27 protein-coding genes are annotated in these 24,519 nt (G+C 69.9%); 15 read left to right on the plus strand and 12 right to left on the minus strand.

What is annotated here, in order from left to right:
- Positions 1-54: 54 nt before the first annotated feature.
- The 8 genes from FZN60_RS00790 to FZN60_RS00825 form a co-directional block, all read right to left on the minus strand.
- Positions 55-1,851 (minus strand): hypothetical protein, encoded by a 1,797-nt coding sequence (locus FZN60_RS00790; protein ID WP_158870062.1) that lies wholly within the window; start codon positions 1,849-1,851, stop codon positions 55-57.
- Positions 1,852-1,892: 41 nt separating this feature from the next.
- Positions 1,893-2,963 (minus strand): protein-glutamate methylesterase/protein-glutamine glutaminase, encoded by a 1,071-nt coding sequence (locus FZN60_RS00795; protein ID WP_158870064.1) that lies wholly within the window; start codon positions 2,961-2,963, stop codon positions 1,893-1,895.
- Entirely contained in the window at positions 2,960-3,856 is an 897-nt protein-coding gene (locus FZN60_RS00800; protein ID WP_158870066.1) for a CheR family methyltransferase, read from the minus strand. Before FZN60_RS00800 ends, FZN60_RS00795 begins: the two co-directional genes overlap by 4 nt.
- Positions 3,857-3,914: 58 nt before the next feature.
- Positions 3,915-4,415, minus strand: coding sequence for a chemotaxis protein CheW (locus FZN60_RS00805; RefSeq protein WP_158870068.1), 501 nt, complete (start codon positions 4,413-4,415; stop codon positions 3,915-3,917).
- A 103-nt stretch (positions 4,416-4,518) separates the two neighbouring features.
- Positions 4,519-5,001, minus strand: coding sequence for a chemotaxis protein CheW (locus FZN60_RS00810; RefSeq protein ID WP_158870070.1), 483 nt, complete (start codon positions 4,999-5,001; stop codon positions 4,519-4,521).
- Positions 5,002-5,013: 12 nt separating this feature from the next.
- Positions 5,014-7,089 carry a chemotaxis protein CheA gene (locus tag FZN60_RS00815; protein ID WP_158870072.1) on the minus strand — a complete coding sequence of 692 codons (2,076 nt, stop codon included), beginning with the start codon at positions 7,087-7,089 and terminating at the stop codon, positions 5,014-5,016.
- A 10-nt stretch (positions 7,090-7,099) separates the two neighbouring features.
- A complete protein-coding gene (locus tag FZN60_RS00820) occupies positions 7,100-7,468 on the minus strand; it encodes a response regulator (protein WP_158870074.1) in 369 nt (122 codons plus the stop codon).
- A gap of 6 nt (positions 7,469-7,474) precedes the next feature.
- Positions 7,475-7,768, minus strand: a complete 294-nt coding sequence (locus FZN60_RS00825) for an STAS domain-containing protein (RefSeq protein WP_158870076.1) — start codon at positions 7,766-7,768, stop codon at positions 7,475-7,477.
- Positions 7,769-8,015: 247 nt separating this feature from the next.
- Between FZN60_RS00825 and FZN60_RS00830 the strand changes: the two genes are divergently transcribed.
- The 10 genes from FZN60_RS00830 to FZN60_RS00875 are packed head-to-tail and all read left to right on the plus strand — an operon-like array spanning position 8,016 to position 16,832.
- Positions 8,016-9,962 carry a methyl-accepting chemotaxis protein gene (locus FZN60_RS00830; RefSeq protein ID WP_158870078.1) on the plus strand — a complete coding sequence of 649 codons (1,947 nt, stop codon included), beginning with the start codon at positions 8,016-8,018 and terminating at the stop codon, positions 9,960-9,962.
- Positions 9,962-10,534 (plus strand): STAS domain-containing protein, encoded by a 573-nt coding sequence (locus FZN60_RS28770; protein ID WP_246726507.1) that lies wholly within the window; start codon positions 9,962-9,964, stop codon positions 10,532-10,534. Before FZN60_RS00830 ends, FZN60_RS28770 begins: the two co-directional genes overlap by 1 nt.
- Before the next feature lies 1 nt (position 10,535).
- Positions 10,536-10,904: a response regulator gene (locus tag FZN60_RS00840; protein ID WP_158870080.1), complete on the plus strand. Its 369-nt coding sequence runs from the start codon at positions 10,536-10,538 to the stop codon at positions 10,902-10,904.
- 11 nt (positions 10,905-10,915) lie between these two features.
- Positions 10,916-13,114: a chemotaxis protein CheA gene (locus tag FZN60_RS00845; protein ID WP_158870082.1), complete on the plus strand. Its 2,199-nt coding sequence runs from the start codon at positions 10,916-10,918 to the stop codon at positions 13,112-13,114.
- A gap of 8 nt (positions 13,115-13,122) precedes the next feature.
- Positions 13,123-13,590, plus strand: coding sequence for a chemotaxis protein CheW (locus FZN60_RS00850; protein ID WP_158870084.1), 468 nt, complete (start codon positions 13,123-13,125; stop codon positions 13,588-13,590).
- Positions 13,587-14,477 (plus strand): CheR family methyltransferase, encoded by an 891-nt coding sequence (locus FZN60_RS00855; RefSeq protein WP_158870086.1) that lies wholly within the window; start codon positions 13,587-13,589, stop codon positions 14,475-14,477. Before FZN60_RS00850 ends, FZN60_RS00855 begins: the two co-directional genes overlap by 4 nt.
- Positions 14,474-15,571, plus strand: coding sequence for a protein-glutamate methylesterase/protein-glutamine glutaminase (locus FZN60_RS00860; protein WP_158870088.1), 1,098 nt, complete (start codon positions 14,474-14,476; stop codon positions 15,569-15,571). Before FZN60_RS00855 ends, FZN60_RS00860 begins: the two co-directional genes overlap by 4 nt.
- 16 nt (positions 15,572-15,587) lie before the next feature.
- A complete protein-coding gene (locus FZN60_RS00865) occupies positions 15,588-15,980 on the plus strand; it encodes a response regulator transcription factor (protein WP_158870090.1) in 393 nt (130 codons plus the stop codon).
- The gene (locus FZN60_RS00870) at positions 15,977-16,498 is read left to right on the plus strand and encodes a chemotaxis protein CheD (protein ID WP_158870092.1); all 522 of its coding nucleotides are present in this window, start codon (positions 15,977-15,979) and stop codon (positions 16,496-16,498) included. Before FZN60_RS00865 ends, FZN60_RS00870 begins: the two co-directional genes overlap by 4 nt.
- Positions 16,482-16,832, plus strand: coding sequence for a DUF8776 family protein (locus FZN60_RS00875; protein ID WP_158870094.1), 351 nt, complete (start codon positions 16,482-16,484; stop codon positions 16,830-16,832). The genes FZN60_RS00870 and FZN60_RS00875 overlap by 17 nt, the downstream gene beginning before the upstream one ends.
- Positions 16,833-16,844: 12 nt before the next feature.
- On the opposite strand, the gene FZN60_RS00880 is transcribed toward FZN60_RS00875, so the two are convergent.
- A complete protein-coding gene (locus FZN60_RS00880) occupies positions 16,845-17,105 on the minus strand; it encodes a hypothetical protein (protein ID WP_158870096.1) in 261 nt (86 codons plus the stop codon).
- A 259-nt stretch (positions 17,106-17,364) separates the two neighbouring features.
- On the opposite strand from FZN60_RS00880, the gene FZN60_RS00885 reads away from it, so the two are divergent.
- Both FZN60_RS00885 and mntR read left to right on the plus strand, forming a co-directional pair.
- The gene (locus FZN60_RS00885) at positions 17,365-18,246 is read left to right on the plus strand and encodes a 3-hydroxybutyryl-CoA dehydrogenase (RefSeq protein WP_158870098.1); all 882 of its coding nucleotides are present in this window, start codon (positions 17,365-17,367) and stop codon (positions 18,244-18,246) included.
- A 117-nt stretch (positions 18,247-18,363) separates the two neighbouring features.
- The gene (mntR, locus tag FZN60_RS00890) at positions 18,364-18,849 is read left to right on the plus strand and encodes a manganese-binding transcriptional regulator MntR (protein ID WP_158870100.1); all 486 of its coding nucleotides are present in this window, start codon (positions 18,364-18,366) and stop codon (positions 18,847-18,849) included.
- A gap of 40 nt (positions 18,850-18,889) precedes the next feature.
- Here mntR and FZN60_RS00895 read toward each other — a convergent pair whose 3' ends face one another.
- The 3 genes from FZN60_RS00895 to tlpA all read right to left on the minus strand — a co-directional run bounded on the left by FZN60_RS00895 (position 18,890) and on the right by tlpA (position 21,080).
- Positions 18,890-19,243, minus strand: a complete 354-nt coding sequence (locus FZN60_RS00895) for a hypothetical protein (RefSeq protein WP_158870102.1) — start codon at positions 19,241-19,243, stop codon at positions 18,890-18,892.
- Entirely contained in the window at positions 19,243-19,980 is a 738-nt protein-coding gene (locus tag FZN60_RS00900) for an RNase A-like domain-containing protein (protein WP_246726509.1), read from the minus strand. Before FZN60_RS00900 ends, FZN60_RS00895 begins: the two co-directional genes overlap by 1 nt.
- 401 nt (positions 19,981-20,381) lie before the next feature.
- The gene (tlpA, locus tag FZN60_RS00905; protein ID WP_422570283.1) at positions 20,382-21,080 is read right to left on the minus strand and encodes a thiol:disulfide interchange protein TlpA; all 699 of its coding nucleotides are present in this window, start codon (positions 21,078-21,080) and stop codon (positions 20,382-20,384) included.
- Between the two features lie 7 nt (positions 21,081-21,087).
- Here tlpA and argH point away from each other — a divergent pair, with 7 nt between their 5' ends.
- The 3 genes from argH to lysA all read left to right on the plus strand — a co-directional run bounded on the left by argH (position 21,088) and on the right by lysA (position 24,224).
- Positions 21,088-22,497, plus strand: coding sequence for an argininosuccinate lyase (argH, locus tag FZN60_RS00910; protein WP_369413017.1), 1,410 nt, complete (start codon positions 21,088-21,090; stop codon positions 22,495-22,497).
- A gap of 80 nt (positions 22,498-22,577) precedes the next feature.
- Positions 22,578-22,928 (plus strand): hypothetical protein, encoded by a 351-nt coding sequence (locus FZN60_RS00915; RefSeq protein ID WP_158870108.1) that lies wholly within the window; start codon positions 22,578-22,580, stop codon positions 22,926-22,928.
- Positions 22,929-22,955: 27 nt separating this feature from the next.
- Positions 22,956-24,224, plus strand: a complete 1,269-nt coding sequence (gene lysA, locus FZN60_RS00920) for a diaminopimelate decarboxylase (protein ID WP_158870110.1) — start codon at positions 22,956-22,958, stop codon at positions 24,222-24,224.
- Positions 24,225-24,519 lie beyond the last annotated feature (295 nt).

The following is a 24,519-nucleotide window of genomic DNA, read 5'->3' on the forward strand; positions in this document are numbered from 1 at the left end:
GAAAAAGGGGCGGCCCGAGAGGACCGCCCCTTTTTCGTGTCTGCGTCGTTGTTCTCAGAACAGGATGTCGTCGAGGTCGTCGCTCGCCGGGGCCGGGGCGGCGGAGCCCTTGGCGGAGGCGGGGAGGCGGCCGAAGACCTCGACGAAGATGTCGCGCTCCTCGACCATGGTGTAGCTCTTGCCGAGTTCGTCGAGGATGGCGTCGACGGCGACGGGATCGGCGCCGCCGTCCTCGGCGGTCGCGGCGGACAGGCCCGCCAGCGACGCGCCGACGGACAGCATCATCGCGCAGCCCTTCACGTGCGGCGTCATCAGCTTGGTGATGGCGGACACGAGGCCGCCGAGGCCGTTGGCGGTGGAGGCGCCCTCGCGCAGCTGCTCCAGGCATTCGCCCTCGATGGAGCCGAGGGTGCCGGTCGCCGCTGCGAAGGCGGCGGACACGCCGTCCTCGGCCGCCGCTATGGCCGGCAGGATGCGCTCGCCGAGCTCGTTCGTCGCGGCGACGGCCACCTCGATGCCGCTGCGAACGTCGTCGGCCTTGTCCTTGGCGATCGAGGCCTGGTCGCGGATCTCGCGGGAAATGTAGCCGATCGTATCGTCGCCCGAGTCGACGTGGGCGGCGCGCACCGCGGCGTTGAAGCCGGCGAGGCGCAGCGCGTGCTCCAGCTCCGCCAGCTCGTCCGTCATGCCGATCAGCGGATGGGCCGCCTCGACGCAGGCCGCGAGCGTGTCGTTGAGGCGCTGGCGGTTCTTCTCGCCGCGCTGGAAGCGGGCGCGCACGCGCGCCGCCTCGGCCTCGAGCACGGCGATGGCGCTGCGCCCGGCATTCTGGCCGCTGCCGGAGGCGAACATCGAGGCGAGGCGCTGGTCGCTCGCCTCGACCTCCTCGTCGATCACGCCCAGCACCGACTGGATGTGGCCCATCTTGTCCTCGTAGAGGCGGGCGAGGCTGGCGAGCTGGGCCATTTCGAGGCGGGCGATGCTGTTCACCGCCGCGCCGCGCAGCGCCGGGTCGAGTGGCTCGCCGCCGGGCGCCAGCCGGCCCTCGCGGGCGAGAAGCTTCAGCCGCGCGAGGTTGTCGAGCGAGTGCTCCATGCGCTGGCGGGCGATGTCGTGGAACTGGAGGCCCGCGACGAGGCCGGCCACCGCCTCGCCGATCTTCTGGAATGAGGCCTGCGCGCCGTCGCGCACGACGTCGGCACCGGCCCGCTGCTCGTCGAGCTGGGCGAGGAGCTTGTCGAACTGGCCGGCGATGTCGCCGCCCTCGCTGTCGGCGGCGAACTGCAGCTCGGTCGCGACCGCGCGGCTCTCGTGGATCGAGTTGAGGAGGAGGCGGACGCGCTCGTCGAGGTCGCGGGCGATGCGCTGGCCGGATTCCACCAGCTCCTGGACGTGGTGGGTGAAGGGGCCGAGCTCGTCGCGCGCGTCGGTCATCGCCTCGATGTGGGTGCGCGCGACGAGAACCACGTAGTCGAGGAGGCGGAAGACCAGCGCCACTTCGGACGAGCCGGCCGCGGCCGAGCGGGCGGCGTCCGACAGGCGCTCCAGCGCCGCGCCGCGTTCCACGGCGAGGTCCTGCGCGCTGAGCGCCTGCGCGGCGGCGGCGCGCAGGTTCGCCTCGACCTCGTCGGCCTTGCCCTTCGACATGATCTCGGTGGCGCGGCGGATGCAGTCGCGCACCGTCATGACGCGGCGGTAGAGGAGCTGCAGCTCGTTGCCGGCGGCGAGGTAGACCGCCTCGCTGGAGATGTTCCAGGCGCGCAGATCGTCGAGGCGGGCGTCGAGCCCGACATGCGCCTCGGTGCTCGTCGAGCCGGAGGGATCGTGCTTGATGGCGGTCGCGGCGGTCATGAAGGTCGTCCGGCGTCGGAGGGTGGAACAGGCAAGGGGCGTCAGCCGGCGAAGCGGACGATCTCGGCGGGGATCTTGGAGAGCGGCATCTCGTGCTCGACGGCGCCGAGCTTCATGGCTTCCTTCGGCATGCCGTAGACGATGCAGCTCGCCTCGTCCTGGCCGATGGTGTGGGCCTTGGCCTGGCGCATCTCGAGCATGCCCTTGGCGCCGTCGTCGCCCATGCCGGTCATGATGATGCCGAGCGCGTTGGCGCCGGCCGAGCGCGCGGCCGAGCGGAACAGGACGTCGACGGAGGGGCGGTGACGCGTCACCAGCGGCCCGTCGCGCACCTCGACGTGGTACTGCGCGCCCGAGCGCTGGAGGAGGAGGTGCGAGTTGCCCGGCGCGATGAGGGCGAGGCCGGGCATCAGGCGGTCGCCGGTCTGGGCCTCGCGCACCTCGATGGCGCAGAGCGAATCGAGGCGCCGCGCGAAGGCGGCGGTGAAGCCGGCCGGCATGTGCTGGACGATGGCGATGCCGGGAACGTTGGCCGGCAGCGGCTCCAGCACCTGGCGCAGCGCCTCCGTGCCGCCCGTCGAGGCACCGATCACCACGATCTTGTCGGTGGTGACGGTGAGGGGGCGCCCGTTGGAGGGGGGCAGAACGGCGTCGGCGGTGAGCTTGGGCTGGACGCCGAGGTCGGTGCGCTGCGGGCTGCGGGCGCGGGGGCGCGCCTGCGCGGCGGCGCGGATCGCGTCGGCGATGCGCATGCGCGATTCCAGGAGGAACTGCGGCGTGCCCATCTTGGGCTTGGCGATGACCTCGACGGCGCCCGCCTCGAGGGCCTGCATGGCGGTGCGCGAGCCGGCTTCCGCCAGCGACGAGCAGATGATCACGGGAAGCGGGCGCTGGCTCATCAGCTTCTGGACGAAGGTGATGCCGTCCATGCGGGGCATCTCGATGTCGCAGATGATGACGTCCGGCACCTCGTCGCGCATGCGCTCGGCGGCGAAGTAGGGGTTCTGGGCGGTGCCCATCACCTCCATGCCCGGCTCGCCCTCGATGATCTCGGTGAGGGCGGCGCGAACGCTCGCCGAGTCGTCGACGATGAGGACGCGGATGGGCTTCATCGGGGGGCCTCCCTCAGGCGTTCGTAGATGTTGCCCCGGATGAGGCGAAGCGGCAGAGCCTTGGAGCGCACCGTGTCGGAATGGCCGAGGATCAGGAGGCCGCCGGGGCGCAGGTGCCGGCACAGCTTGGCGACGACCTGGAGCTGGACGTCGGGCTCGAAGTAGATGAGGACGTTCCGGCAGAAGATCACGTCCATGCCGGATCCCGGCCGGTAGTCGGCGTCCATGAGGTTGATCTGGCCGAAGCGCACGTTGCGCCGCAGCTCCGGCGCGACCTTGACGCGCCGGTCGTCGGGATCGCGCGAGCGCATGAGATAGGCCTGGCGCAGGCGCTCCGGCACCGCCGCGACGTCCTCCACCGTGTAGATCGCGTCGCGCGCGGCGGTGAGGATGCGGATCGAGATGTCGGTGGCGAGGATCTTCCAGGGAAACTCGGTGCCCCCGCGCGAGGCCTCGTCGGCGATCATGGCGAGGCTCCAGGCCTCCTCGCCGCTGGAGCAGGCGGCCGACCAGATCTTCAGCGTGCCGTCGTTGCCTTCCTTGGCCAGGCGCTTCAGCTCGGCCGGAGTCAGGTGCTCGAAGTGGTTCAGCTCGCGGAAGAACGAGGTCTGGTTCGTCACGACGGCGTCGACGAAGAACTGCATCTCCTCGCGCTTGCCGCGGTCGCTGCGCAGGAAGGCGGCATAGGCGCCGAAGTCGGCGATGTCGTTCACCATCAGCCGACGGCGCAGCCGGGTTTCCAGCATCGTCCGCTTCATGTCGGACAAGGCGATGCCGCAGTTTTCCTTCACCAGGCGGACGAGTTCGGCGAAGACGCGGTCGTCGAGCGAAACGCGCGTCCAGTGAGGAACGGCGTCGACCTCGGGAACGCGCTGCAGGGACGCGGCGGGCATGAGGGGAACCTTGAAAGTCAGCGTCGGATCGGCGGGGCGGCGCGCGGATAGGGGAGGATCAGAACTCGAAGACGGCGCCGTCGCGGTCGGCGAACAGCGCGCCGATGTCGAGAAGCGTCATGAATTCCTCGCCGCGTCGGCCGAGGCCCTGCATGTAGTCGGCCTTCCAGCTCTCGCCGAACTGGGGCGGCTGCTCGATCTTCTGGTCGGCGACGTCGGACACCTCGTGAACCGCGTCCGCGACGATGGCGACCGTGTGCGGGCGCATGGCGATGAGGAATTCGAGGACGATGATGCGCGTGTCGGGCGTCGGACCCATGTCGAGCCCGTGCATGCCGAGCTTGCGCTTGAGGTCGACGACGGGCACGCCCGTGCCGCGCACGTCGATCATGCCGATGAGGTTCGAGGGCGCGCCGGCGACCGGGGCGATCGGCTTGTAGTCGAGCACCTCGCGAACGTGCCGGACCTCCATGGCGAAGGCATTCGAGCCGAGGCGGAAGGTCAGGATCTCGGTCGCTGCCGCCCCGTCCTGCCCGGCATAGTTCAACGCGGCGCTCATGCGCTCATCCCTTGTATGAAGCCGGCTTATGGCCCGTCGGCGAGGGTTGCTTGGGTTTCGATGGGGCGGGGAGCGGGCCGCTGGCCGAGGCCCGCTGCGGAAATCAGGCTTGCCCGATCTCGACGATGCGCTCGAGGTCGAGAAGCACGACGAAGCGGTTGTCGCGCTTGACGACGCCCGACAGGAAGCGCTCGGGCCAGCGCGTGCCGTGCTCGGGGATCGGCTCGATCTCGTCGTCGCGCACGTGGATCACCTCGAACACGGCGTCGGTGCGCACGCCGACGGCGAAGGCGTCCTCGCCCTGGCCGACCTCGGACACGATCACGCGGGTCGTTTCGGTGTTCTCGGCCCGGGCCATGCGCAGGCGGGTGCGCAGGTCGACGAGCGGCACGACGTTGCCGCGCACGTTGATGAGGCCGGGCGCGTGGTCGGGCGCGTTGGGCACCAGCGTCATCGGCGGCGGGTCGAGCACCTCGTGCACCCGGTCGACGCGCAGGGCGAAGATGTCGTCGACGAGGGCGACGGTGAGGTAGTCCGCGCCCCCGGCGGCTGCGTCGGTTGTGGGTTCGGCGGCGTCTGCGGTCACGAAACGGGCTCCTTACGCGGCTTGGCGCTGGCTGTCGGGCCGCGCCAGCGTGCTGCGCCGCGCGAGCGGGTTGACGTCGAGGATGAGGGCGACGGAGCCGTCGCCCAGGATGGTCGCACCGGCGAGGCCCGGCGTGTTGCGATGGATGGGGGAGAGCGGCTTGATCACGGTCTGGTGCTGGCCGATGACCTGGTCGACCACGACGCCGATCCGGCCGGAGTCGCTGTCCACCACGACCACCACCGAGCCCGGCTTCTCCGTGCCGAACACTTCGCTCATCCAAAGGAGCGGCACGATGGTGCCGCGGATGTCGACGAAGTTGCGCCCGCTGGAGGTCTTCGACTTCAGCGCGGACAGCTCGACGCATTCCTCGACGCTGGAAAGCGGCAGGATGCAGGGGGCCGAGCCGATCTGGACCTGGAGGCCGTCGATGATCGCGAGGGTCAGCGGCAGGCGCAGGAGGAACTTCGTGCCGTAGCCCGGTTCCGTCTCGATCTCGATCGTGCCGTGCAGCTCGTTGATCGTGCGCTTGACGACGTCCATGCCGACGCCGCGGCCCGACAGGTTCGAGATCGCGGCGGCCGTCGACAGGCCGGGATGGAAGATCAGCTCGTCGATCTCCTTCTCCGGGGGCACGGTGCCCTCGGGGATGAGGCCGGCGGCGATCGCCTTCTCCAGGATGCGGGTGCGGTTGAGGCCGGCGCCGTCGTCCTCGATGGTGATCACCACCTCGGTGCCGGACTGGCGGGCGCCGAGCCTCAGCGAGCCGCGCTTGGGCTTGCCGGCGGCCTCGCGGCGCGCCGCGTCCTCGATGCCGTGGTCGATCGAGTTGCGGATGATGTGGACGAGCGGGTCGCCGAGGCGGTCGAGCACGGTCTTGTCGAGCTCGGTCTCTTCGCCCGACAGGATGAAGTCGATCTCCTTGCCGAGCTCGCCCGACAGGTCGCGCACGACGCGGCGGTAGCGGCTGAACAGCGAGTCGATGGGCAGCATCCGCATGTCCATCGCGCTGTCGCGAAGGTCGGCGGACAAGCGCTCGATCTCCTCGACCACGGCGGTGAGCGCCGGATCGCGGCCGAGATGGGCGAGGGCCGACAAACGCGCCTGGGCGATCACCAGCTCGCCGACCTGGTCAAGCAGCGTGTCGAGGCGCTGGGCCGAAACGCGCACGTGGCTCTCGGTGCGCTCGGCGGTGCGGGGCTCGGGCGCTTCGGCCTTGCGCTTGGCAGGGGTGGGGGCGGCCGTGGCCGGCGCGGGGCTCGCGGCGGGGGAGGGGAGGGGCGCGGCGACGGCGGCCTCGGCCACCGGAGCGGCCGCGGCGGGCGCCGGCGACGCATTCGCGGCGGCGGGGGGCGCTTCAACCGCGGGAGCGGCATCGAGCTCCTCGATCACGACCGCGCCCGGCTCGTCGACGAAGATGAAGACGTCGTCGATCGCGGCGCGGCCGGCCTCGGTTTCCAGCTCGATGCGCCAGCCGAGATAGATGTCGGTGGCCGTCATCCGCTCCAGCGGCGGCAGCTTGTCGTCGAGAACCGTGACCGTGGCGGTGCCGAGCTCGGCGACCTCCTCGACGAGCCCGATCGGGTTCGTTCCGAAGGTCAGGGCCTTGGCCGGAAGGCGCAGGGTCACGACGAAGCGGCGCTTGGCGCTTGCCGGGGCCGCCGCCGGAACGGCGGTCGGCGCGTTCGCCGCGACCGGCACGACCGTCGGAGCATCGCCCGACACTTCGGCCTTGAGGAGCGCGACGAGGCGCTCGCTTTCGGCCGCATGGTCGCCGCCCGTCTGGAACAGGAGGCGGCGGATGTGGTCGGTCGAGGCGAGAAGCACGTTGGCGAGCGAGGGCGTCATCGGCACCTGGCCCTGGCGAACGCGCTCGAAGCCGTTCTCCAGCTCGTGCGCGAAGGCCGCCATGTCGGCGGGCCCGAACATCCCGCCCGAGCCCTTCAGCGTGTGAAGGGCGCGGAAGGTGGTGTTGACGAGCTCGCGGTCGTCCGGACGGGACTCGAGGTCGAGCAGCGCCGCCTCGAGCTGTTCCAGAAGATCCTTCGCCTCGTTCAGAAATGTCTCGAGAACGTCCCCGCCACCCATGGTCCTACCGTCAGTTCCCGATCAGCTTGTTGACGACGGCGACGAGCTTGGCCTGGTCGAAGGGCTTCACGATCCAGCCGGTCGCGCCGGCGGCCTTGCCCTCGGCCTTCTTGGCCTCGTCGGATTCGGTGGTCAGCATCACCACCGGAACGCCGGCATGCTTGGGCATGGCCCGCAGCTTGCGGATCATGCCGATCCCGTCGAGGTTCGGCATGTTGAGGTCGGTGATCACCAGCGAGAAGGACTGGGTCTCCAGCTTGGTGATCGCGTCCGCCCCGTCCACGGCCGTGGTCGGCGAATAGCCGGCGCTTTCAAGCGTGAAGGAGACCATCTGCCGGATGCTGGCGGAGTCGTCGACGCAAAGAACGCTCTTGCTCATCTATACTTACTCCTTGCCGCCGCCGGTCGCGCCGAAAGGCGCCACGCCGGCGCGCGACAGCAATGAATCAACGGTGGGTGACGAGCGCATCTCCAGCGCGACGCCCTTGGCCGCGGCGCTCTTCTTCAAGGACAGAAGAATCTGCACCAGGCTGATGTCGGCCGTCTCGACCTTCGACAGATCGAGCACGAGGCTCTTGGAGCGAAGCTTGCCGAGCTTTCCGATCAGCGCGTAGCGCAGAACTTCCGCCTGAGGCAGCAGGCAGGACATACCGAAGTCGAACGTCGCGGTGGACGCCATGAGATCGCCCCAATCAGGTGAACTGGAGCGACCTTCCCAGAAAAGCCTTGCCGCAAGATGAATTTCAAAACGATATCGATCTCGTTGATAAGGTTGCAGAAGTTTCTGGCCTGTCCGCGCGGATAACCGATTCTTATCGACTTGCCGGCATTCTGTGCTTCGTCGACGAGACTGCCGGCCCCGCGATCACCTCGAATTGTGGAAGGGCGCCTCCGAAGCCAACTTCTCCCATCCGAGACGCTTTGCCATGACTCTGACCGTTGCCCGCAAGTTGACACTCGCCTTCGGCATCGTTGCCGTAGCGGCAGGGGGGTTGGGCGCCCTGGCCTTCGTGGAAGCGTCCAACGTCGTCTCGGCGGCGCAGGAGGTGGAGGCCGGCCTCGACGCGGAGCACCGGCGCGAGGAAGCGCTCGGCCGCCTGTCGCAGGCCCTCCTGGCGGGCGAGGCCGCGGCCCGCGACCAGATCGCCGCCGGCGATGCGGGCGCGGCCGATCGCGTCCGGTCGGCCGGCGTCGACCTGTCCGGCGCGATCGCCGATCTGCGGGAACTGGCGCCCGAGCAGGCGCCGCGGCTCGACCGAATCGCCGCGCTCGACGCCTCGTATCGCGACGAGATGGGGACCCTGGCCGATCTCGCGGCCGATCCCAAGACGAGGGGCCAGGCGCTCGACGCGGCGCTGACCTCGACGGGCATGAGCGAGATGCGCGCTCTCGAGGGCGAAGTGCGCCTCGGCATCGCCTCCGCCGCGGCCGAGAGCATCACGGTCGCCGCCTCGCGCATCCAGGCGATCCTGACCTTCGGAACGGCGATCGTCTTCGCCGCCACCGTGCTCGTCGCCCTCGCCATGATGCGCTCGCTCGCCAAGCCGATCCGCGGCATGGCCGAGGCCATGAAGCGCCTGTCGGCCGGCGCGCGCGACGTCGCGGTGCCCGGCCTCGGCCGCGCCGACGAGATCGGCGCCATGGCCGCGGCGGTTGAAGTGTTCCGCGCCGACCGCGCCCGCGCCGAAACGGCCCGTGCCGAGGCCGACGAGGTGCGCCGCATGGCCGAGGAAGAGCGCGCCATGCGCGGCGAGGACACCGCCCGGGTCGCCGACCTTTTGGAAGCGGCGCTGACCCGCCTTGCCGACGGCGACCTGACGGCCCGCGTCACCGAAACCTTCCCCGGCCGCTACGCCCGCCTCGGCGATCAGTTCAACGCCGCCGCCGAGCGCCTGCACTCCACCCTCGGCCAGGTGTCGGCCTCGGTCGTCACCATCAACAACGGCGTCACCGAGATCGGCCACGCGGCCGACGACCTCGCCCGCCGCACCGAGCAGCAGGCCGCGAGCCTCGACACCACCGCCACGGCGCTCGACGAGATCACCGCGACCGTCAAGCACAGCGCCGACAACGCCGTGTCGGTGGCCGGCTCGGTCGCCGCGGCCCGCCTCGACACCGAGCGCTCGGGCGACGTGATGCGCGAAGCGGTCGAATCCATGACCGGCATCCAGAAGTCCTCGCAGCAGATCGCCCGAATCATCGGCGTCATCGACGAGATCGCCTTCCAGACCAACCTCCTGGCGCTGAACGCCGGCGTCGAGGCGGCGCGGGCGGGCGAGGCCGGCCGCGGCTTCGCGGTGGTCGCGCTCGAAGTGCGCGCGCTCGCCCAGCGCTCCTCGGAAGCCGCCAAGGAGATCAAGGCGCTGATCGGCACCTCGACGGCCCAGGTCGGCGCCGGCGTGTCGCTGGTCAATCGCGCCGGCGAGGCGCTCACCCGCATCGCCGCCCAGGTGACGCAGATCGACAGCCTCGTCCAGGAGATCGCGGGCTCGGCCAAGGAGCAGTCGGTCGGCATCGGCGACGTCAACGAGGCCGTCAACAAGATGGACCGCGTGACGCAGCAGAACGCCGCGATGGTCGAGGAGACCACGGCCGCCACGCTCTCGCTGCGCTCGCAGACCGAGGAGCTCGGCCGCCTGATCTCCTCCTTCCGCACCGACGCGGACGGCGCCTCCGTCGCGCAGCTGCGCCGCATGGGCCAGCAGATGCGCGAGGCCGTCAGCCCCCGCGCCGCCGAGCCCGCCGCGCCCCGCGCCCGGCCGGTGCCCGCCATCGTCGCCGTCGCCGCTTCGGGCGGGGGCATGAGTGCCGCCATGCGCGCCGCCGAGCCGCAGGCCCAGGCCGCCGCCGATCTCGGCTGGGAGGAGTTCTGATGCCCAAGCGTAGTTCGAAGCCCGCGCCGGCCGAGGACGTGCCCGCGCTTGAAGCGGTCGCGGCCCCCAAGGCCCCGCCCCGCCGGCGCCGCGCCAAGGTCGAGGCGCCCGCGCTCGAGATCGAGGCGGACGCCGTCTCCGCCGAGGTCGAGGTCGTTGCCGAGCCCGTCGTCGACGCCGCCTTCGCCGGCCTGCCGCCGGAGATCGCCGCGATGCTCGCCGCGGCCGCCGCCGCCGAGGCGCCGGCCGACGTCGAAGCCGAGGAGGAGGCCTCGGGCCTCGTCCTGCCGGAGGGCGGCGAGATGGTGGGTCTGCCCGCCGTTCTCGACCTCACCGCCGCGTCCGAGCTGCGCGAGACGCTTATCGGCCACCGCGGCGCGCCGATCGTTCTCGACGGATCGAGCGTCGAGCGCCTGGGCGGCCAGTGCCTGCAGATCCTTCTGTCGGCCCGGGCCACCTGGGCAGCCGACAACCGGGCCTTCGCGCTCGCCACCCCGTCCGAAGCGCTGCTGCGCGACCTGTCCATCCTCGGCGTTTCGCCCGAGTCCCTGTCCACGCACGAGTCCGCCTGAGATGACGAAGACGATCCTCACCGTCGACGATAGCCGCACCATGCGCGAGCTCCTGCGCTCGGCCCTGGTGGAGGCGGGCTTCAACATCCTGCAGGCCGAGGACGGGGTCCACGGGCTGGAGGTGCTGCGCGAGAACGCGCTGCCCGACGTCATCATCACCGACATCAACATGCCGCGCATGAACGGCCTCGAATTCATCGAGGCGGTGCGCGCCGATCGCGGCCTCAGGGCGATCCCGATCATCGTCCTCACCACCGAGAGCGACCCTGCCAAGAAGGACCGCGCCCGCAATGCGGGGGCCACCGGCTGGATCGTGAAGCCCTTCGACCCGCAGCGCCTCGTCGGCGCCATCAACCGCGTCGCCGCCTGAAAGACGTTTCCATGAGCGCCCTCGACGAGATCCGCATCGTCTTCTTCCAGGAGTGCGAGGAGCAGCTCCAGGAACTCGAAACCGGCCTCACCGCCATGGCCGGCGGCGAAACCGACGCCGACACGGTCAACGCCGTGTTCCGCGCCGTCCACTCGATCAAGGGCGGTGCCGGCGCCTTCGCCCTCAAGCAGCTCGTCGGCTTCGCCCACGTCTTCGAAACGACGCTGGACGAGGTGCGCCAGGGCCGGCTCGACCCCGGCGCCGAGGTCATGGACGTGATGCTGCGTTCGGCCGACGTCCTCAACGACCTCGTGGCCGCCGGCCGCGACGGCGGCGAGGTCGAGGCCGAGCGCACCGCGCCGCTTCTCGCCGAGCTCGAGCGCCTGGCCGGCAAGGGGCCGGGCGGCCACGGCGGCGAGGACGAGGACGCCGAGCCCTTCAGCTTCGACGATCTCGACTTCACGCCCGTCGCCTTCGACCTCGGGGATCTGGGCGATCTCGACGGGGGCGGCGACGGCCCGAAGTTCCGCGTCTCGTTCCGCCCGCGGCCCGAGCTCTACGCCAAGGCCAACGAGGCGACGGTGCTCCTGCGCGAGCTCGGCACGCTCGGCCCGGTGTCCACCACCTGCAACGCCGACGCCCTGCCGCTCCTCGACGCGCTCGATCCCGAGGGCGCCTATCTCGCCTGGACGATCGAGATTTCGGGCGAGGTGACCGAAGCGCAGATCCGCGAGATCTTCGAGTTCGCCGAGTGGGACTGCGACCTGACGATCGAGGCGCTCGGCCTCGCCGACCTGTCGGAGATCGCCGTGCCGGACGCCGGCGCCGACACCGGCATCTCGGTGGCCGACCTCCTCGCCCGCATCCAGGGCGAGCTGACCGGCGCGCCGGCGGCGGAGGGCCCGGCCGAGCCAGCGCCCGCCCCCGCAGCCAAGGCCGAGGCGAAGCCCGCCGCGGAGGCCGCGGAGAAGCCGGCGGCCGGTGGCGAGAAGAAGGAGGAGGCGGCGCCCGTCATCCGCGTCGAGCTGCCGCGCGTCGACAAGCTGATCGACCTCGTCGGCGAGCTCGTGACGACGCAGGCGATCCTCTCGCAGCGCCTCGAGGAATCGGGCGCGGCCGCCACCGGCTCCGACCTCATGAACTCCGTCGAGGAGCTGCAGCGCCTGACGCGCGACCTCCAGGACAGCGTCATGGCGGTGCGCGCGCAGCCGGTGAAGTCGGTGTTCCAGCGCATGCCCCGCATCGTGCGCGAGGTGGCGTCGGCGACCGGCAAGAAGGTCGGCTTCCAGACCCGCGGCGAGAACACCGAGGTCGACAAGACCGTCGTCGAGCGGCTCGCCGAGCCGCTCACCCACATGATCCGCAACGCCATCGACCACGGCCTCGAAAGCCCGGAGAAGCGCCTCGCCGCCGGCAAGCCGGAGGAGGGCACCGTCACGCTCTCGGCCGCGCACCGCTCGGGCCGCATCGTGATCGAGATCGCCGACGACGGCGCCGGCATCAACCGATCGAAGGTCCGCGAGATCGCGACCAACAAGGGGCTGATCCCCGCCGACGCGGTTCTCACCGACGAGGAGACCGATCAGCTGATCATGCTGCCGGGCTTCTCCACCGCGACGACGGTCTCCAACATTTCCGGCCGCGGCGTCGGCATGGACGTCGTCAAGCAGTCGATCGAGGCCCTCGGCGGCCGGCTCGTGATCACCTCGCGTCCCGGCTTCGGCTCGACCTTCACCATGAACCTGCCGCTGACGCTGGCCGTCCTCGACGGCATGGTGGTGCGGGTTGAGGACGACACGCTGGTCGTGCCGCTGGCCTCGATCGTCGTCACCTTCCGGCCCCAGCCGGAGGATCTCCAGATGATCGGCGCGGGCCAGGCGGTGAAGGTGCGCGGGAGCACGCTGCCGCTGATCGACGTCGGCCTGAAGCTCGGCTACCGCGACGCGCCGGCCGACCCGCTGACCGGCGTCGCGATCCTCGTCGAGGGCGACAACAACCGGCGCGTCGCGCTTCTCGTCGACGACATCCGCGGCCAGCGGCAGGTCGTCATCAAGAGCCTGGAGAAGAACTACCGCCCCGTGCCCGGCATCGCCGCGGCGACGATCTCCGGCGAGGGGCGCGTCGCGCTCATCATCGACGTCGACGCCATGATGAGCGACCAGTCCTTCGATCAGTTCATCCTCGGCAACGAGCCGATCGCGGCGGAATAGGAAGTCCCATGTCTTCGGTTCAGCGAAAGGCCGCCTTTGCCGGCCAGGAAATGATCGCCTTCCGCGTCGGCGAGCAGGAGTTCTGCGTCGACATCCTCGCGGTCCGCGAGATCCGCGGCTGGACGCCCACCACGGCGATCCCGCACGCGCCCCACTACGTCCTCGGGGTCATCAACCTTCGCGGCACGGTTCTGCCGGTGGTGGACCTGTCGTCCCGCCTGGGCTTCCCGGCGAGCGTTCCCACGCCCCGCCACGTCATCGTGGTCGTGATCGCGGAAGGGCAGACCATCGGCCTTCTCGTCGACGCGGTGTCGGACATCCTGTCGATCTCGACCGACATGATGAAGTCGGCCCCCGAGATCGCCCAGGACCAGACGAAGACCTTCATCACCGGGGTCGTCGCCGTCGACAGCCGCATGATCGCGCGCATCGCTCCCGAGCGCATGCTGCCGGAACGGCTGCGGGCCGTTTCGTGAACGCGCTCGCCGCACCCGCGACGGAGGCCCGTCGCGGCCCCGCCGGGTTCGGCGCGGCCGGGCCGGCGCTCACGGCCGCCGATTTCCGGCGGATCGCGGGCGTGGTCAAGCGCGAGGCGGGGATCGACCTGTCGGACGCCAAGCTGTCGCTCGTCCACGGGCGGCTCCTGCGCCGGGTGAAGGAACTGGGCCTCGCCGCCTTCCGCGACTATTGCGATCTCGTCGAGCAGCCGGACGCGGCCGGCGAGCGCCAGGTCATGGTCGAGGCGCTGACCACCAACTACACCTTCTTCTTCCGCGAGCCGCACCACTTCGAGGACTTGGCGAGCAACGTCCTGCCGGCGCTTGCCGAGCGGGCGCGGGCCGGGGAACGGGTGCGGATCTGGTCGGCCGGCTGCTCGGCCGGGCCGGAGCCCTATTCCATCGCCATGACCCTCCTGTCGGTTCTTCCCGAAGCGGCGGGGCTCGACGTCCGGATTCTGGCCACCGACATCGATCGCTCGATGGTGGCCAAGGCCGGGGCCGGCATCTACGAGGACCGCATGCTCGAGGCCGTGTCCCCGGCCCTGCGCAGCCGCTGGTTCCGGGCCGGCCCCGAGGCCGGGACCTTCGAGGTCGACGAGGCGCTGAAGCGGATCGTCGCCTTCCGGGAGCTGAACCTCCTCGGCGACTGGCCGATGCGGGGCGACTTCGACGTCGTGTTCTGCCGGAACGTCACGATCTACTTCGACGCCCAGACGCGCGAGGGCCTGTGGTCGCGCATCGCCCGCCGCATCCGGCCGGGCGGCACGCTATATGCCGGCCATTCCGAGCGCATCGTCGGTCCGGCGCTCGCCTCCTTCGCCCACGAGGGCATCACCACCTATCGCAAACGGGGGGCCGCGTGAGACCCGTGCGCACCCTCGTCGTCGACGACTCCGCGACCATGCGACTCCTGATCGGCCATGCTCTCGGCCGCGATCCGGAGATCGAGGTCGTCGGCTATTCGAGCGATGCCTTCGAGGCGCGCGAGGCGATCAAGCGCCTCGATCCGGACGTGGTGACGCTGGACGTCGAGATGCCGAAGATGCAGGGCATCGAGTTTCTCGCCCACATCATGCGCCTGCGGCCCATGCCGGTGGTGATGGTGTCGAGCCTCACCGGCCCCGGCACGGCGACCACCATCGAGGCGCTCTCCATCGGCGCCTTCGACTGCTTTCCCAAGCCGGTGCCCGCGACGGAAGAAGCCTTCCTGCGCCTCGGCGAGATCGTCAAGGCCGCGGCCGCGGCGCGGCGCGGGATCCAGACCCTGTCGCAGCGCCGCGCCCGGCAGTCGGTCGGCGGCGGCGGGCGCGAGCCGGCGCGGGTGGCCCAGGGCGCCGCAAGCGAGCCGCCCGTCATCTCCCGGGCAGCGCCGCCGGTCCAGGCGGACGGGGCAGGGGCGGCGGCCGAGATCGTCGTTGCCGGCGCCTCGACCGGCGGCATCGAGGCGCTCTCGACGCTTCTGGCCCAATGGCCCGCCGATTGTCCGCCGACGCTGCTCGTCCAGCATCTGCCCGCGGGCTTCACCAAGGGATTCGCCCGCCGCCTCGACGCGATCTCGCCGGCGCGGGTGGAGGAAGCCGCCGACGGAATGCCGCTCGAGCGGGGCCGGGTCTATCTGGCGCCCGGCGGCTCGGCCCACCTGACCGTCGGCGGCCTGCGTCCGGTCTGCGCGCTCGTTCCGTCCGAGCCGGTGAGCGGCCATCGTCCGTCGGTTGACGTGCTTTTTCGCTCTGTGGCGAGACGGTTCGGAAAGACATCCGTGGGAATTATCCTGACCGGGATGGGCAGCGACGGCGCGGCCGGAATGCTCGACATCCGCTCCGCAGGCGGGCTGGCGATCGGCCAGGACGAAGCCTCATCCCTCGTCTACGGCATGCCCAAGGCGGCGATGCTGATGGACGCCATCGACACGCAATTGCCGCTCGAGTCGATCGCGCGGCACCTCTTCAACGGCTGACATAAGGATCAAGACAATGGCCGTGACCAAGCAGTCCCTCAAGGTCATGATCGTCGACGATCAGAACACCAGCCGTCTGCTCATGCGCGACGCCCTGGATCAGATCGGCATCACCAACATCCCCTTCGCCAAGGATGGCGAGGAGGCTTTGAAGATGATGATGACGACACCCGCGCACATCGTGATCTCGGACTACAACATGCCCAAGCTCAACGGTCTGCAGCTCCTGCAGGCGATCCGCGCCTACCCGCCGACGGCCAAGACGCCCTTCATCATCCTGACCGGCTCGGGCGACCGCGCCGTGCTGCAGCAGGCGATCAAGCTGGGCGTCAACAACTTCCTGCCCAAGCCCGTGCAGCCGGCGGCGCTGCAGAAGGCGATCACGGCGGTCGTCGGCAACCTGAAATGAGCAGACCCGCCGTCCGCGTCCATGTTCTCGAAGGGGAAGCGCGCTTCGCCGACGAGGCGGGCACCTGCCTGACGGCGGTGCTCGGCTCGTGCGTGGCCGCCTGCCTCTTCGACCGGGTCGCGGAGGTGGGCGGCATGAACCACTTCCTTCTGGCGGGCGGCGACGGGCGCGAAGCGGGCTCGTCGCGGCGCTACGGCGCCTACCTGATGGAAGTTCTGATCAACGGCCTCCTGGAGCGCGGCGCCTCCCGGGCACGGCTGGAGGCCAAACTGTTCGGCGGCGCGAGCCTTTGGAGCGGCGGGGCCGATATCGGCCCGGCCAACGTCGCCTTTGCCGAGCGCTTCCTCGCCGACGAAGGCATTCCGCTGGTCGGCGGGAGCCTCGGCGGCACGCAGGGGCGGCGCGTCGAATATTGGCCGGCGACGGGCCGGGCACGCCAGCTGCTGGTCGGGGCGCCCGCGCCCAAGCCGGCACCGCCCAAGGTCATGGAGGATGCGGGCCATGTCGAATTCTTCTGAAACGCTCGACCTGTCGTTCGCGGCCGTTCTCGGCCGCGCCGCCGCGGAGCTGGAGGTCCAGGCGGCCGACGTCGACGCCATGCACGCGCTGACGGGCGGGGAGGGGGCGGGGCCTGCGCGCGGCGAGGCCCTGCGTGCCGCTCAGTCGATCGACGTCGTCGCGCAGCACCTGCGCGCGCTCGCCGGCGTTCTGTCGGGCATGGCCGAGGCGGCTCCGTCCGATGCCGCGGTGCCGCCGAGTGTCCTCGACGCGATGCTGTTGTCGGATCTTTCGGCGCGGCTGCGCGGCGCGGCGGCGTCCGCGGCGGAGGACGGCGACTTCGAGCTTCTCTAGAGGCGGAAAGCGTCAGGCCGCGATGGCGCCCGCTTCGTCGGTGCCGCCGTCGCTCCATTCGAAGAAGGCGCGCGTCGCTGCGACGCGCGAACCGCTGGGCACAAGGGCGCCGGTGCCGAGCGCCAGCTCCGACAGCATGCCCGCGAAGCCCAGATGGGTCAGCCCCATGGAGTCGAAGGCGTCGCCGACCGCACCGCCGGTCTCCTCGACCGACGTTTCGACCTCGCGCTCGCCGGCGTCGTGGCGCCGTCGCTCGCTGCCCATGCCAGCCATGGGCGTCGCATCTCCGATCCGCATGCCCTTGTCCTCGCTCGTCGTCACCGTTTCTGCCGGACTCGCGCCCCGTCGATCCTCCCCTACGCAGGCAAAGATTCCGTTTAAGGATTCGTTGGCATTTTAAGCCGTCGCGAGGCTTGCCACCGATTCGGGCCGCGTCGATCCTCGCACCGGACGCGGGACCGGCTGCGACTTTGACCTGGCCGCGCGGCCATTCTAGTTTGCAGCGCAACAAAGCCGGATGGAGGACGGGAGCATGGCCAGGCAGTTCGAAACGATCGGGATCGTCGGCGCGGGGCAGATGGGCGCGGGCATCGCCCATGTCTGCGCACTCGCCGGCTACGCCGTCGTGCTCTACGACATCTCCTCCGACCGGACCGAGGCCGGCTTGAAGCGGGTGAACGGCACGCTCGACCGCCAGCTCGGCTCCGACAAGATCACGAGCGCCCAGAAGGCCGAGGCGCTCTCGCGCATCACCGCGTCGACCGACGTGGCATCGCTCGGAACGGCCGATCTCGTGATCGAGGCGGTGACCGAGGACGAGACGGTCAAGCGCAAGGTCTACGCGCAGGTCTGCCCGGTTCTGAAGCCCGAGGCGATCCTCGCCACCAATACCTCCTCCATCTCGATCACCCGGCTCGCCAGCGCCACCGACCGGCCGGAGCGCTTCCTCGGCATCCACTTCATGAACCCGGTTCCGGTGATGAAGCTGGTCGAGCTGGTGCGCGGCATCGCCACCGACGATCCGACCTTCGACGCCGCCAAGGCCTTTTCCGCCCGGCTCGACAAGGTGACGACGGTGTCGGAGGACTTTCCGGCCTTTATCGTCAACCGCATCCTGATGCCGATGATCAACGAGGCGATCTACACGCTCTACGAGGGCGTCGGCTCGGTGGAGTCGATCGACACGGCCATGAAGCTCGGCGCAAACCACCCGATGGGCCCGCTGCAGCTCGCCGACTTCATCGGTCTCGACACCTGCCTGTCGATCATGCAGGTGCTCCACGACGGTCTGTCGGACTCCAAGTACCGGCCGTGCCCGCTCCTGGTGAAGTACGTCGAGGCCGGCTGGATCGGGCGCAAGGCGGGCCGCGGCTTCTACGATTATCGCGGCGAGACGCCGGTCCCCACGCGCTGACGGGGGACGGCCGCCGGCCGCTTTCGCCCGTTGCCGCTTTTCGCTATCTCCGAACGGTCGGGGACTGACGCGCGACCGCCGGTCGGCGCGCGCGAAATGCGGAGCATGCGGCCGGGAATGCGGAAGAACGAGGCGAGGGCGCGAGGGGCGGAGGCGGGAGCGGAGCAAGCGGCGGCGCACGAGCCGCTGGCGCCGGCGCGCCGCCACAAGGCGCGCTTCGCCCGCGTGCGCGAGGCGCACCAGTCCGAGCTCGCCGAGGACTATGTCGAGCTGATCGACGACCTCATCGCCTCCACCGGCGAAGCGCGCGCCGCCGATCTCGCCGAGCGCTTCGGCATCTCGCCCGGCACCGTCGCGCGCACCGTCCAGCGCCTCATCCGCGACGGCTTCGTCCGCTCCGAGCCTTATCGCGCGATCTTCCTGACGGAGAAGGGCCAGGCGCTCGCCGAATCCTGCCGCGAGCGCCACCGCCTCGTTCTCGACTTCCTCGTCGCCCTCGGCGTCGACCGCGAAGCCGCCGAGCTCGATGCCGAGGGCATCGAGCATCACGTCGGCGGCGAAACGCTCGCCGCCTTCCGCGCCTTCCTGGACCGGCGGGGCTGACGAAGCCTCAGGCGCCGGCCGGCCCCAGGCCCATCCTCAGCTATTTCGCATGTCTGCGCTCGATCATCTGCGCCTTCCTTGCATTCTCCTTCTCGACGGCAGCGAGCTTGCGATCGAAGGCGTCGAGAAACATCTGGAAGAAGGCACGCGCGCCGTCCGGCCGGACATAGAGGTCGGAATAGCCGCTGACCCAGATCGCCGCGAGATCGAGGTCGGTCGATCCATCGGAGAGACTCGTCGCGAAAAAGTCACGGAGCTCGATGCGGTGCTCCTGCGAGGTCCATTCGACCATGTCATCGAGCAGTTCGACCGGATCGGTATATTCCTCAACGACACCGGAGTAAAAGCGGCCGGTCAGCTGTTCGAAAGCGTAAGAAACGGTTCGACGTTCCATCAGTCTTCCCTTGGATAAGCCGTGACGATCAGAAAACCGTTCGGCATCGTCGGATCATGGCGGATATAAACGCCGACCCCATAGGTGATGCGCTTTCGGATGGGCTCGCCGAGGAGTAGGCGTCGAAGTCCGCTCACCGTGACGTCCCGATAGAACTCATGCCCCGTGATAGCAGAGAATTTCGCGGTGACGAGTGCGTCTGCCTGTTCGCCGCGAGCGACTTTGTCGACCTCTTCTCGATTCTGTGCCAACGTCGAGCTGACGAGCTTGTTGGCGCTGGGCAAGCTCGAAAACGTACCTGCCCTAGCAAGGCCTACCGAAAATAGTAGGCCTGGAATTTTCTCTGTATTCATACGGGTCAGAAGATAGGCGTCCGTTTTGCCGACATGCCTGGCGATCGTATGGCCGCGCCCCTTGGAGCCGACCCCTTCATGATCGAGGAGATCGACGCGATATCGTTGCCCTCGGTTCGGATCATTCGGGCTCGTTGGAGCTTGGGCAACGAGCGTGTCGTCGTCTGTCCACCGGCCCCCTCCCGCCCCGCCGGCTGGCAGTCGCGGCTGGGCCGGGTTGAAGTTCGCCTTGAGAAGCAGCGCCATGATCTTGAGCGCTGCGATATGGACCTGCTCCGCCCGCATCTCGGCGACGAGCCGTGCCCAGACGAACGACGTTCGAGAGGTCCGCCCCGACATCGACCGGGGTGACTGTTGTCTCCTCCGCTTCTTGAATTCCTCCATGCCCCTCTCCGCTTCGTCTGGAAGCGGGAGGATCGGGTACGCTCAGCCGGCGAGGATAAAATTTCTGTCTAATACCGCCGCGCGTTTGAAATGACCCTTCTTGGCAGTGTCCGCGCGGCGCCTGAGCGTTCTTCCGGCACCGCATGAACTGGCCCGAAGGGGCAGTTCATAGGCGGGCCGGTGTAAGAGCGTCTAACAGAACCTCGCGGGGTCGGTCTGGCGGGTCTTTGCCGCCACCACGTCGTCTCCACGGGGCGAGCCACGCGTCTCGCCCGTCCTTCGGACCTCGCCTATGCGCTGCATAGGCTGCGCTCGGCTCCTAGCGGTAACGTCAAATCCCTCGCCAGCCCTCCGCCCGGTGGTTCTGTTAGACGCTCTAAGGCGATTGGAGCGCCTTTGGTCTACGCCCCCGTCCGGCCCGCGCCCTTCGCCGCGTCGATCAGCGCTGCCGCGTCCGGGCCCGCCCAGTTGGCGGGGCCGTTCATGGAAGCGCGCACGCACCCGGCTTCGTCGACGAGGAGCGTGACGGGCAGGCCGAAGGCGACGCCGCTTCGCTTCAGGTCGTTGAAGACGCCCATGGTCTCGTCGCGCAGGAACGTCAGCGCCGTCAGCTTTTCGTCGGCGTAGAAGGCGCGGGGGCCGGCCTCCTCGCCCATGTCGATGTTGATCGGCAGCACGGCGAAGTCGGGCCCGCCCTTCGCCGCCTCAAGCGCGTCGAGCGCCGGCATCTCCTCGCGGCAGGGCAGGCACCAGGTGGCCCAGAGGTTGACGAGAAGCGTCCGGCCCTCGAAGGCCTTGAGCGTCGTCGGCTTTCCCTCGCCGTCCTTGAAGGCGAGGCCGGCGACGGAAAAGGGCGTGTCCGTCACCTGCATGGCGGCGACCTCGCCGCGGGCCGCCGCGTCGATCGCGGCGCGGGCGGTCTCGTCCAGCGGGCAGGCGCCGGTTGCTTCATTGCCAGCGGGGACCGCCCCGACGTATAGAGCCCCGGCGCCGACCGCCACGCCGGCCAGCAGCGCCAGCCCGGCGATCGCCCCCAGCGAGCGCCGGTTCCGCGGCCGGTTCTCGTTCGTGCCGGTCATGTCCTCACGTTCCAATCCGATGTCCTCGATGAAAAAGACCACGAGCAACGAGATGTGGGGCGGCCGCTTCGCCGCGCGCCCCGACGCGATCATGGAAGCGATCAACGCCTCGATCGACGTCGACCGCCGCCTTTATGCCGAAGACATCGCCGGCTCGATCGCCCATTCCGCCATGCTGGCGGATCGCGGCGTCATATCGGCCGAGGATGCGGCTGAGATCAAGACCGGGCTGGAGACGATCCGGGGCGAGATCGAGGCGGGAACGTTCAACTTCTCGACAAGCCTCGAAGACATCCACATGAACGTCGAGGCGCGTCTCGCCGAGCTGATCGGCCCGGCGGCGGGGCGACTCCACACCGCCCGCTCGCGCAACGACCAGGTGGCCGTCGACTTCCGCCTCCACGTCAAGGCCGCCTGCTTCGCCGTGGTCGAGGCGCTCGACGCCTTCACCGCCGCCCTGCTCGACCGGGCGGAGGAGCACGCGGCGACCGTGATGCCGGGCTTCACGCACCTCCAGGTCGCCCAGCCCGTGACCTTCGGCCATCACTGCCTCGCCTATGTCGAGATGGCCGCGCGCGACCGCTCGCGCTGCCTCGACGCGATCAGCCGCATGGACGAGTCGCCGCTCGGGAGCGCCGCGCTCGCCGGCACGGGCTTCCCGATCGACCGGCACGCCACCGCCAAGGCCCTCGGCTTCCGCGAGCCGACGCGCAACTCGCTCGACGCCGTGGCGGATCGCGACTTCGCGCTGGAGTTCCTGAGCCTTGCCGCGATCTGCGCGACGCACCTTTCGCGCCTCGCCGAGGAGCTGGTGATCTGGTCGACGCCGCAGTTCGGCTTCATCCGCCTGTCGGACGCCTTCTCGACCGGCTCCTCGATCATGCCGCAGAAGCGCAACCCGGACGCCGCCGAGCTGGTGCGCGCCAAGCCCGGCCGCATCAACGGGGCGCTGATCTCGCTCCTGACGGTGATGAAGGGCCTGCCGCTGACCTATTCGAAGGACATGCAGGAGGACAAGGCGCAGGTCTTCGACGCGATCGACTCCCTGCTCCTCGCCATCCGCGCCTCCACCGGCATGGTCAAGGACCTGACGGTGAACGAGGCGGCCATGCGCCGCGCCGCCGGCCACGGCTATTCCACCGCCACCGACCTCGCGGACTGGCTGGTGCGCGAGGCCGGCCTGCCCTTCCGGGAGGCGCATCACGTGACGGGCCGCGCGGTGAAGCTCGCCGAGGACCGGGGCGTCGCGCTCGACGCCCTGTCGCTCGCCGACCTCCAGGCGATCAATCCGGCGATCACGGACGGCGTCTATGCCGTGCTCTCGGTCGACGCCTCCGTCGCCAGCCGCACGAGCTATGGCGGCACGGCGCCGGACAACGTGCGCGAACAGATCCGGCTGTGGCGCGAGCGCATCGCGCAGCGGTCTGCCGCGGGGTGATTTCCGCGCGGCGACGCGATATGACGAGGTCGGGCGGGCTCGGTCTGTCCAGCGAGTCGCAGCCAGTTGAAGGTGGATCGATGCGTGATCGGCGGGCGCCCGGCGCTCTTTTTCTCGGTTCGGCGCTGAGTGCAGTCATACTCCTGTCCGGCTGCGGCGTGAAGAACGACCCCGTCGCGCCCGTCAGCGGGCAGACGCCGCGCATCGCCAGCCCCCAGCCGACGCTGCCCGCCAACGCGGTCGCGGCGTCGGGCGCGACGGCGTCCGTTCAGCCGGGCGCGCGCAACGAGGAGTCGGTCTTCGCCGATTCCTCGCGCATCCAGTCGGCCGACGGCGGCGGCGACCTCGGCGAGATCATCGCGCCCGCCGAAATCTCGCGCAACGCCTCCGGCCAGCGCCGCGCCTTCATCCTCGACCCGCTCCTCAACTAGCCGCCGCCCGGTGCGCCTCCGAGACCGATGAACCACTTCGAGTATCGCGACGGCGCGCTTTTCGCCGAGGACGTGGCCGTTTCCGCCGTCGCCGAGGCCGTGGGCACGCCCTTCTATCTCTACTCTACCGCAACGCTGACGCGGCACTACCGCGTCTTCGCCGAGGCCTTCGACGGGCTCGACGCGCTGGTCTGCTACGCCATGAAGGCGAATTCGAACCAGGCGGTGCTCGCGACGCTGGCCCGGCTCGGCGCCGGCGCCGACGTCGTGTCGGGGGGCGAGCTGAAGCGGGCCCTGGCGGCCGGCATTCCGGCCGAGAAGATCATGTTCTCCGGCGTCGGCAAGACGGCTGCCGAGATGGATGCGGCGCTCGGTGCCGGCATCCTCTGCTTCAATGTCGAGTCGGTGCCCGAGCTCGACCTCCTGTCGGCCCGCGCCTCCGCCATGGGCCGCGCCGCGCCGGTGTCCTTCCGCATCAACCCGGACGTCGATGCGCGAACCCACGCCAAGATCTCGACGGGCAAGAAGTCCGACAAGTTCGGCATCGCCTATGCCGACGCCGTGTCGATCTACGACCGGGCGCGCTCCATGCCCGGCATCGCCGTCGCGGGCATCGACATGCATATCGGCTCGCAGATCACCGATCTCGAGCCCTTCGACCTCGCCTTCGATCGGCTTGCCGGGCTCGTGCGCACGCTGCGCGGCGAGGGGCACGCGATCCACCACGTCGATCTCGGCGGTGGGCTCGGCGTGCCCTACAAGTCGGCCGAGGCCGCGCCGCCCCTGCCGGCCGCCTATGCGCAGATCGTGCGCCGGCGCGTCGAGGGGCTCGACGCCAAGGTGATCTTCGAGCCGGGCCGGCTGATCTCGGCCAATGCCGGCATCCTCGTCGCCACCGTCCTCTACGTGAAGGAGGCGGCCGACAAGACCTTCGTGATCGTCGACGCCGCGATGAACGACCTCGTGCGCCCGACGCTCTACGAGGCATGGCACGACATCGCCCCGGTCGCCGAACCGGCGCCGAACGCCGAGACCGTGATCGCCGACGTCGTCGGCCCGGTCTGCGAGAGCGGCGACTTTCTCGCCAAGGACCGGCGCCTGCCCAAGGTCAAGGCCGGCGATCTCGTCTACGTCTCGACCGCCGGCGCCTACGGGGCCGTGCAGGCCGGCACCTACAACACCCGGGCGCTGGTGCCCGAAGTGATGGTGAAGGACGACGTCTACGCCGTGGTCCGCCCGCGCCTCGACGCGGACGCCATCATCGCCCTCGACCGCCTGCCGGGCTGGCTGAGCTGAGAACGGACCAGGCGGCTCGGCCGGATCGAGACCGCAGCCGCTCCCGGTGGCTCATTCCCTTTTCCGCTTCCGTCTCCCGGCCCAAGGCCGGGATGACGAGGCAGAGGGCAGGGCGCAGGGATCGGGTTGTTGCCGCGGCCTAAGGGCCTTCAGCGGTTTCGATGTCGAGCGGTGTTGTCCGGGTTGGGCCGCGCAGTGCCTCGTTTCGCTAAACGACCGATCATCCAACGACTTAGCTCGGCTCCGCCTCGCCATCACACCTCCGGCATCGCCTCGCCTTCGCCCCAAAAGCTGT

It is taken from the genome of Antarcticirhabdus aurantiaca (assembly GCF_009765365.1).
GTDB lineage: Bacteria > Pseudomonadota > Alphaproteobacteria > Rhizobiales > Rhizobiaceae > Antarcticirhabdus > Antarcticirhabdus aurantiaca.

Coding starts and splice junctions, on each gene's coding strand:
- FZN60_RS00790 (WP_158870062.1), bottom strand. CDS start 1,851: ATGACCGCCGCGACCGCCATCAAGCACGATCCCTCCGGCTCGACGAGC.
- FZN60_RS00795 (WP_158870064.1), bottom strand. CDS start 2,963: ATGAAGCCCATCCGCGTCCTCATCGTCGACGACTCGGCGAGCGTTCGC.
- FZN60_RS00800 (WP_158870066.1), bottom strand. CDS start 3,856: ATGCCCGCCGCGTCCCTGCAGCGCGTTCCCGAGGTCGACGCCGTTCCT.
- FZN60_RS00805 (WP_158870068.1), bottom strand. CDS start 4,415: ATGAGCGCCGCGTTGAACTATGCCGGGCAGGACGGGGCGGCAGCGACC.
- FZN60_RS00815 (WP_158870072.1), bottom strand. CDS start 7,089: ATGGGTGGCGGGGACGTTCTCGAGACATTTCTGAACGAGGCGAAGGAT.
- FZN60_RS00820 (WP_158870074.1), bottom strand. CDS start 7,468: ATGAGCAAGAGCGTTCTTTGCGTCGACGACTCCGCCAGCATCCGGCAG.
- FZN60_RS00825 (WP_158870076.1), bottom strand. CDS start 7,768: ATGGCGTCCACCGCGACGTTCGACTTCGGTATGTCCTGCCTGCTGCCT.
- FZN60_RS00830 (WP_158870078.1), top strand. CDS start 8,016: ATGACTCTGACCGTTGCCCGCAAGTTGACACTCGCCTTCGGCATCGTT.
- FZN60_RS28770 (WP_246726507.1), top strand. CDS start 9,962: ATGCCCAAGCGTAGTTCGAAGCCCGCGCCGGCCGAGGACGTGCCCGCG.
- FZN60_RS00840 (WP_158870080.1), top strand. CDS start 10,536: ATGACGAAGACGATCCTCACCGTCGACGATAGCCGCACCATGCGCGAG.
- FZN60_RS00845 (WP_158870082.1), top strand. CDS start 10,916: ATGAGCGCCCTCGACGAGATCCGCATCGTCTTCTTCCAGGAGTGCGAG.
- FZN60_RS00850 (WP_158870084.1), top strand. CDS start 13,123: ATGTCTTCGGTTCAGCGAAAGGCCGCCTTTGCCGGCCAGGAAATGATC.
- FZN60_RS00865 (WP_158870090.1), top strand. CDS start 15,588: ATGGCCGTGACCAAGCAGTCCCTCAAGGTCATGATCGTCGACGATCAG.
- FZN60_RS00870 (WP_158870092.1), top strand. CDS start 15,977: ATGAGCAGACCCGCCGTCCGCGTCCATGTTCTCGAAGGGGAAGCGCGC.
- FZN60_RS00875 (WP_158870094.1), top strand. CDS start 16,482: ATGTCGAATTCTTCTGAAACGCTCGACCTGTCGTTCGCGGCCGTTCTC.
- FZN60_RS00880 (WP_158870096.1), bottom strand. CDS start 17,105: ATGGCTGGCATGGGCAGCGAGCGACGGCGCCACGACGCCGGCGAGCGC.
- FZN60_RS00885 (WP_158870098.1), top strand. CDS start 17,365: ATGGCCAGGCAGTTCGAAACGATCGGGATCGTCGGCGCGGGGCAGATG.
- mntR (WP_158870100.1), top strand. CDS start 18,364: ATGCGGAAGAACGAGGCGAGGGCGCGAGGGGCGGAGGCGGGAGCGGAG.
- FZN60_RS00895 (WP_158870102.1), bottom strand. CDS start 19,243: ATGGAACGTCGAACCGTTTCTTACGCTTTCGAACAGCTGACCGGCCGC.
- FZN60_RS00900 (WP_246726509.1), bottom strand. CDS start 19,980: ATGGAGGAATTCAAGAAGCGGAGGAGACAACAGTCACCCCGGTCGATG.
- argH (WP_369413017.1), top strand. CDS start 21,088: ATGAAAAAGACCACGAGCAACGAGATGTGGGGCGGCCGCTTCGCCGCG.
- FZN60_RS00915 (WP_158870108.1), top strand. CDS start 22,578: ATGCGTGATCGGCGGGCGCCCGGCGCTCTTTTTCTCGGTTCGGCGCTG.
- lysA (WP_158870110.1), top strand. CDS start 22,956: ATGAACCACTTCGAGTATCGCGACGGCGCGCTTTTCGCCGAGGACGTG.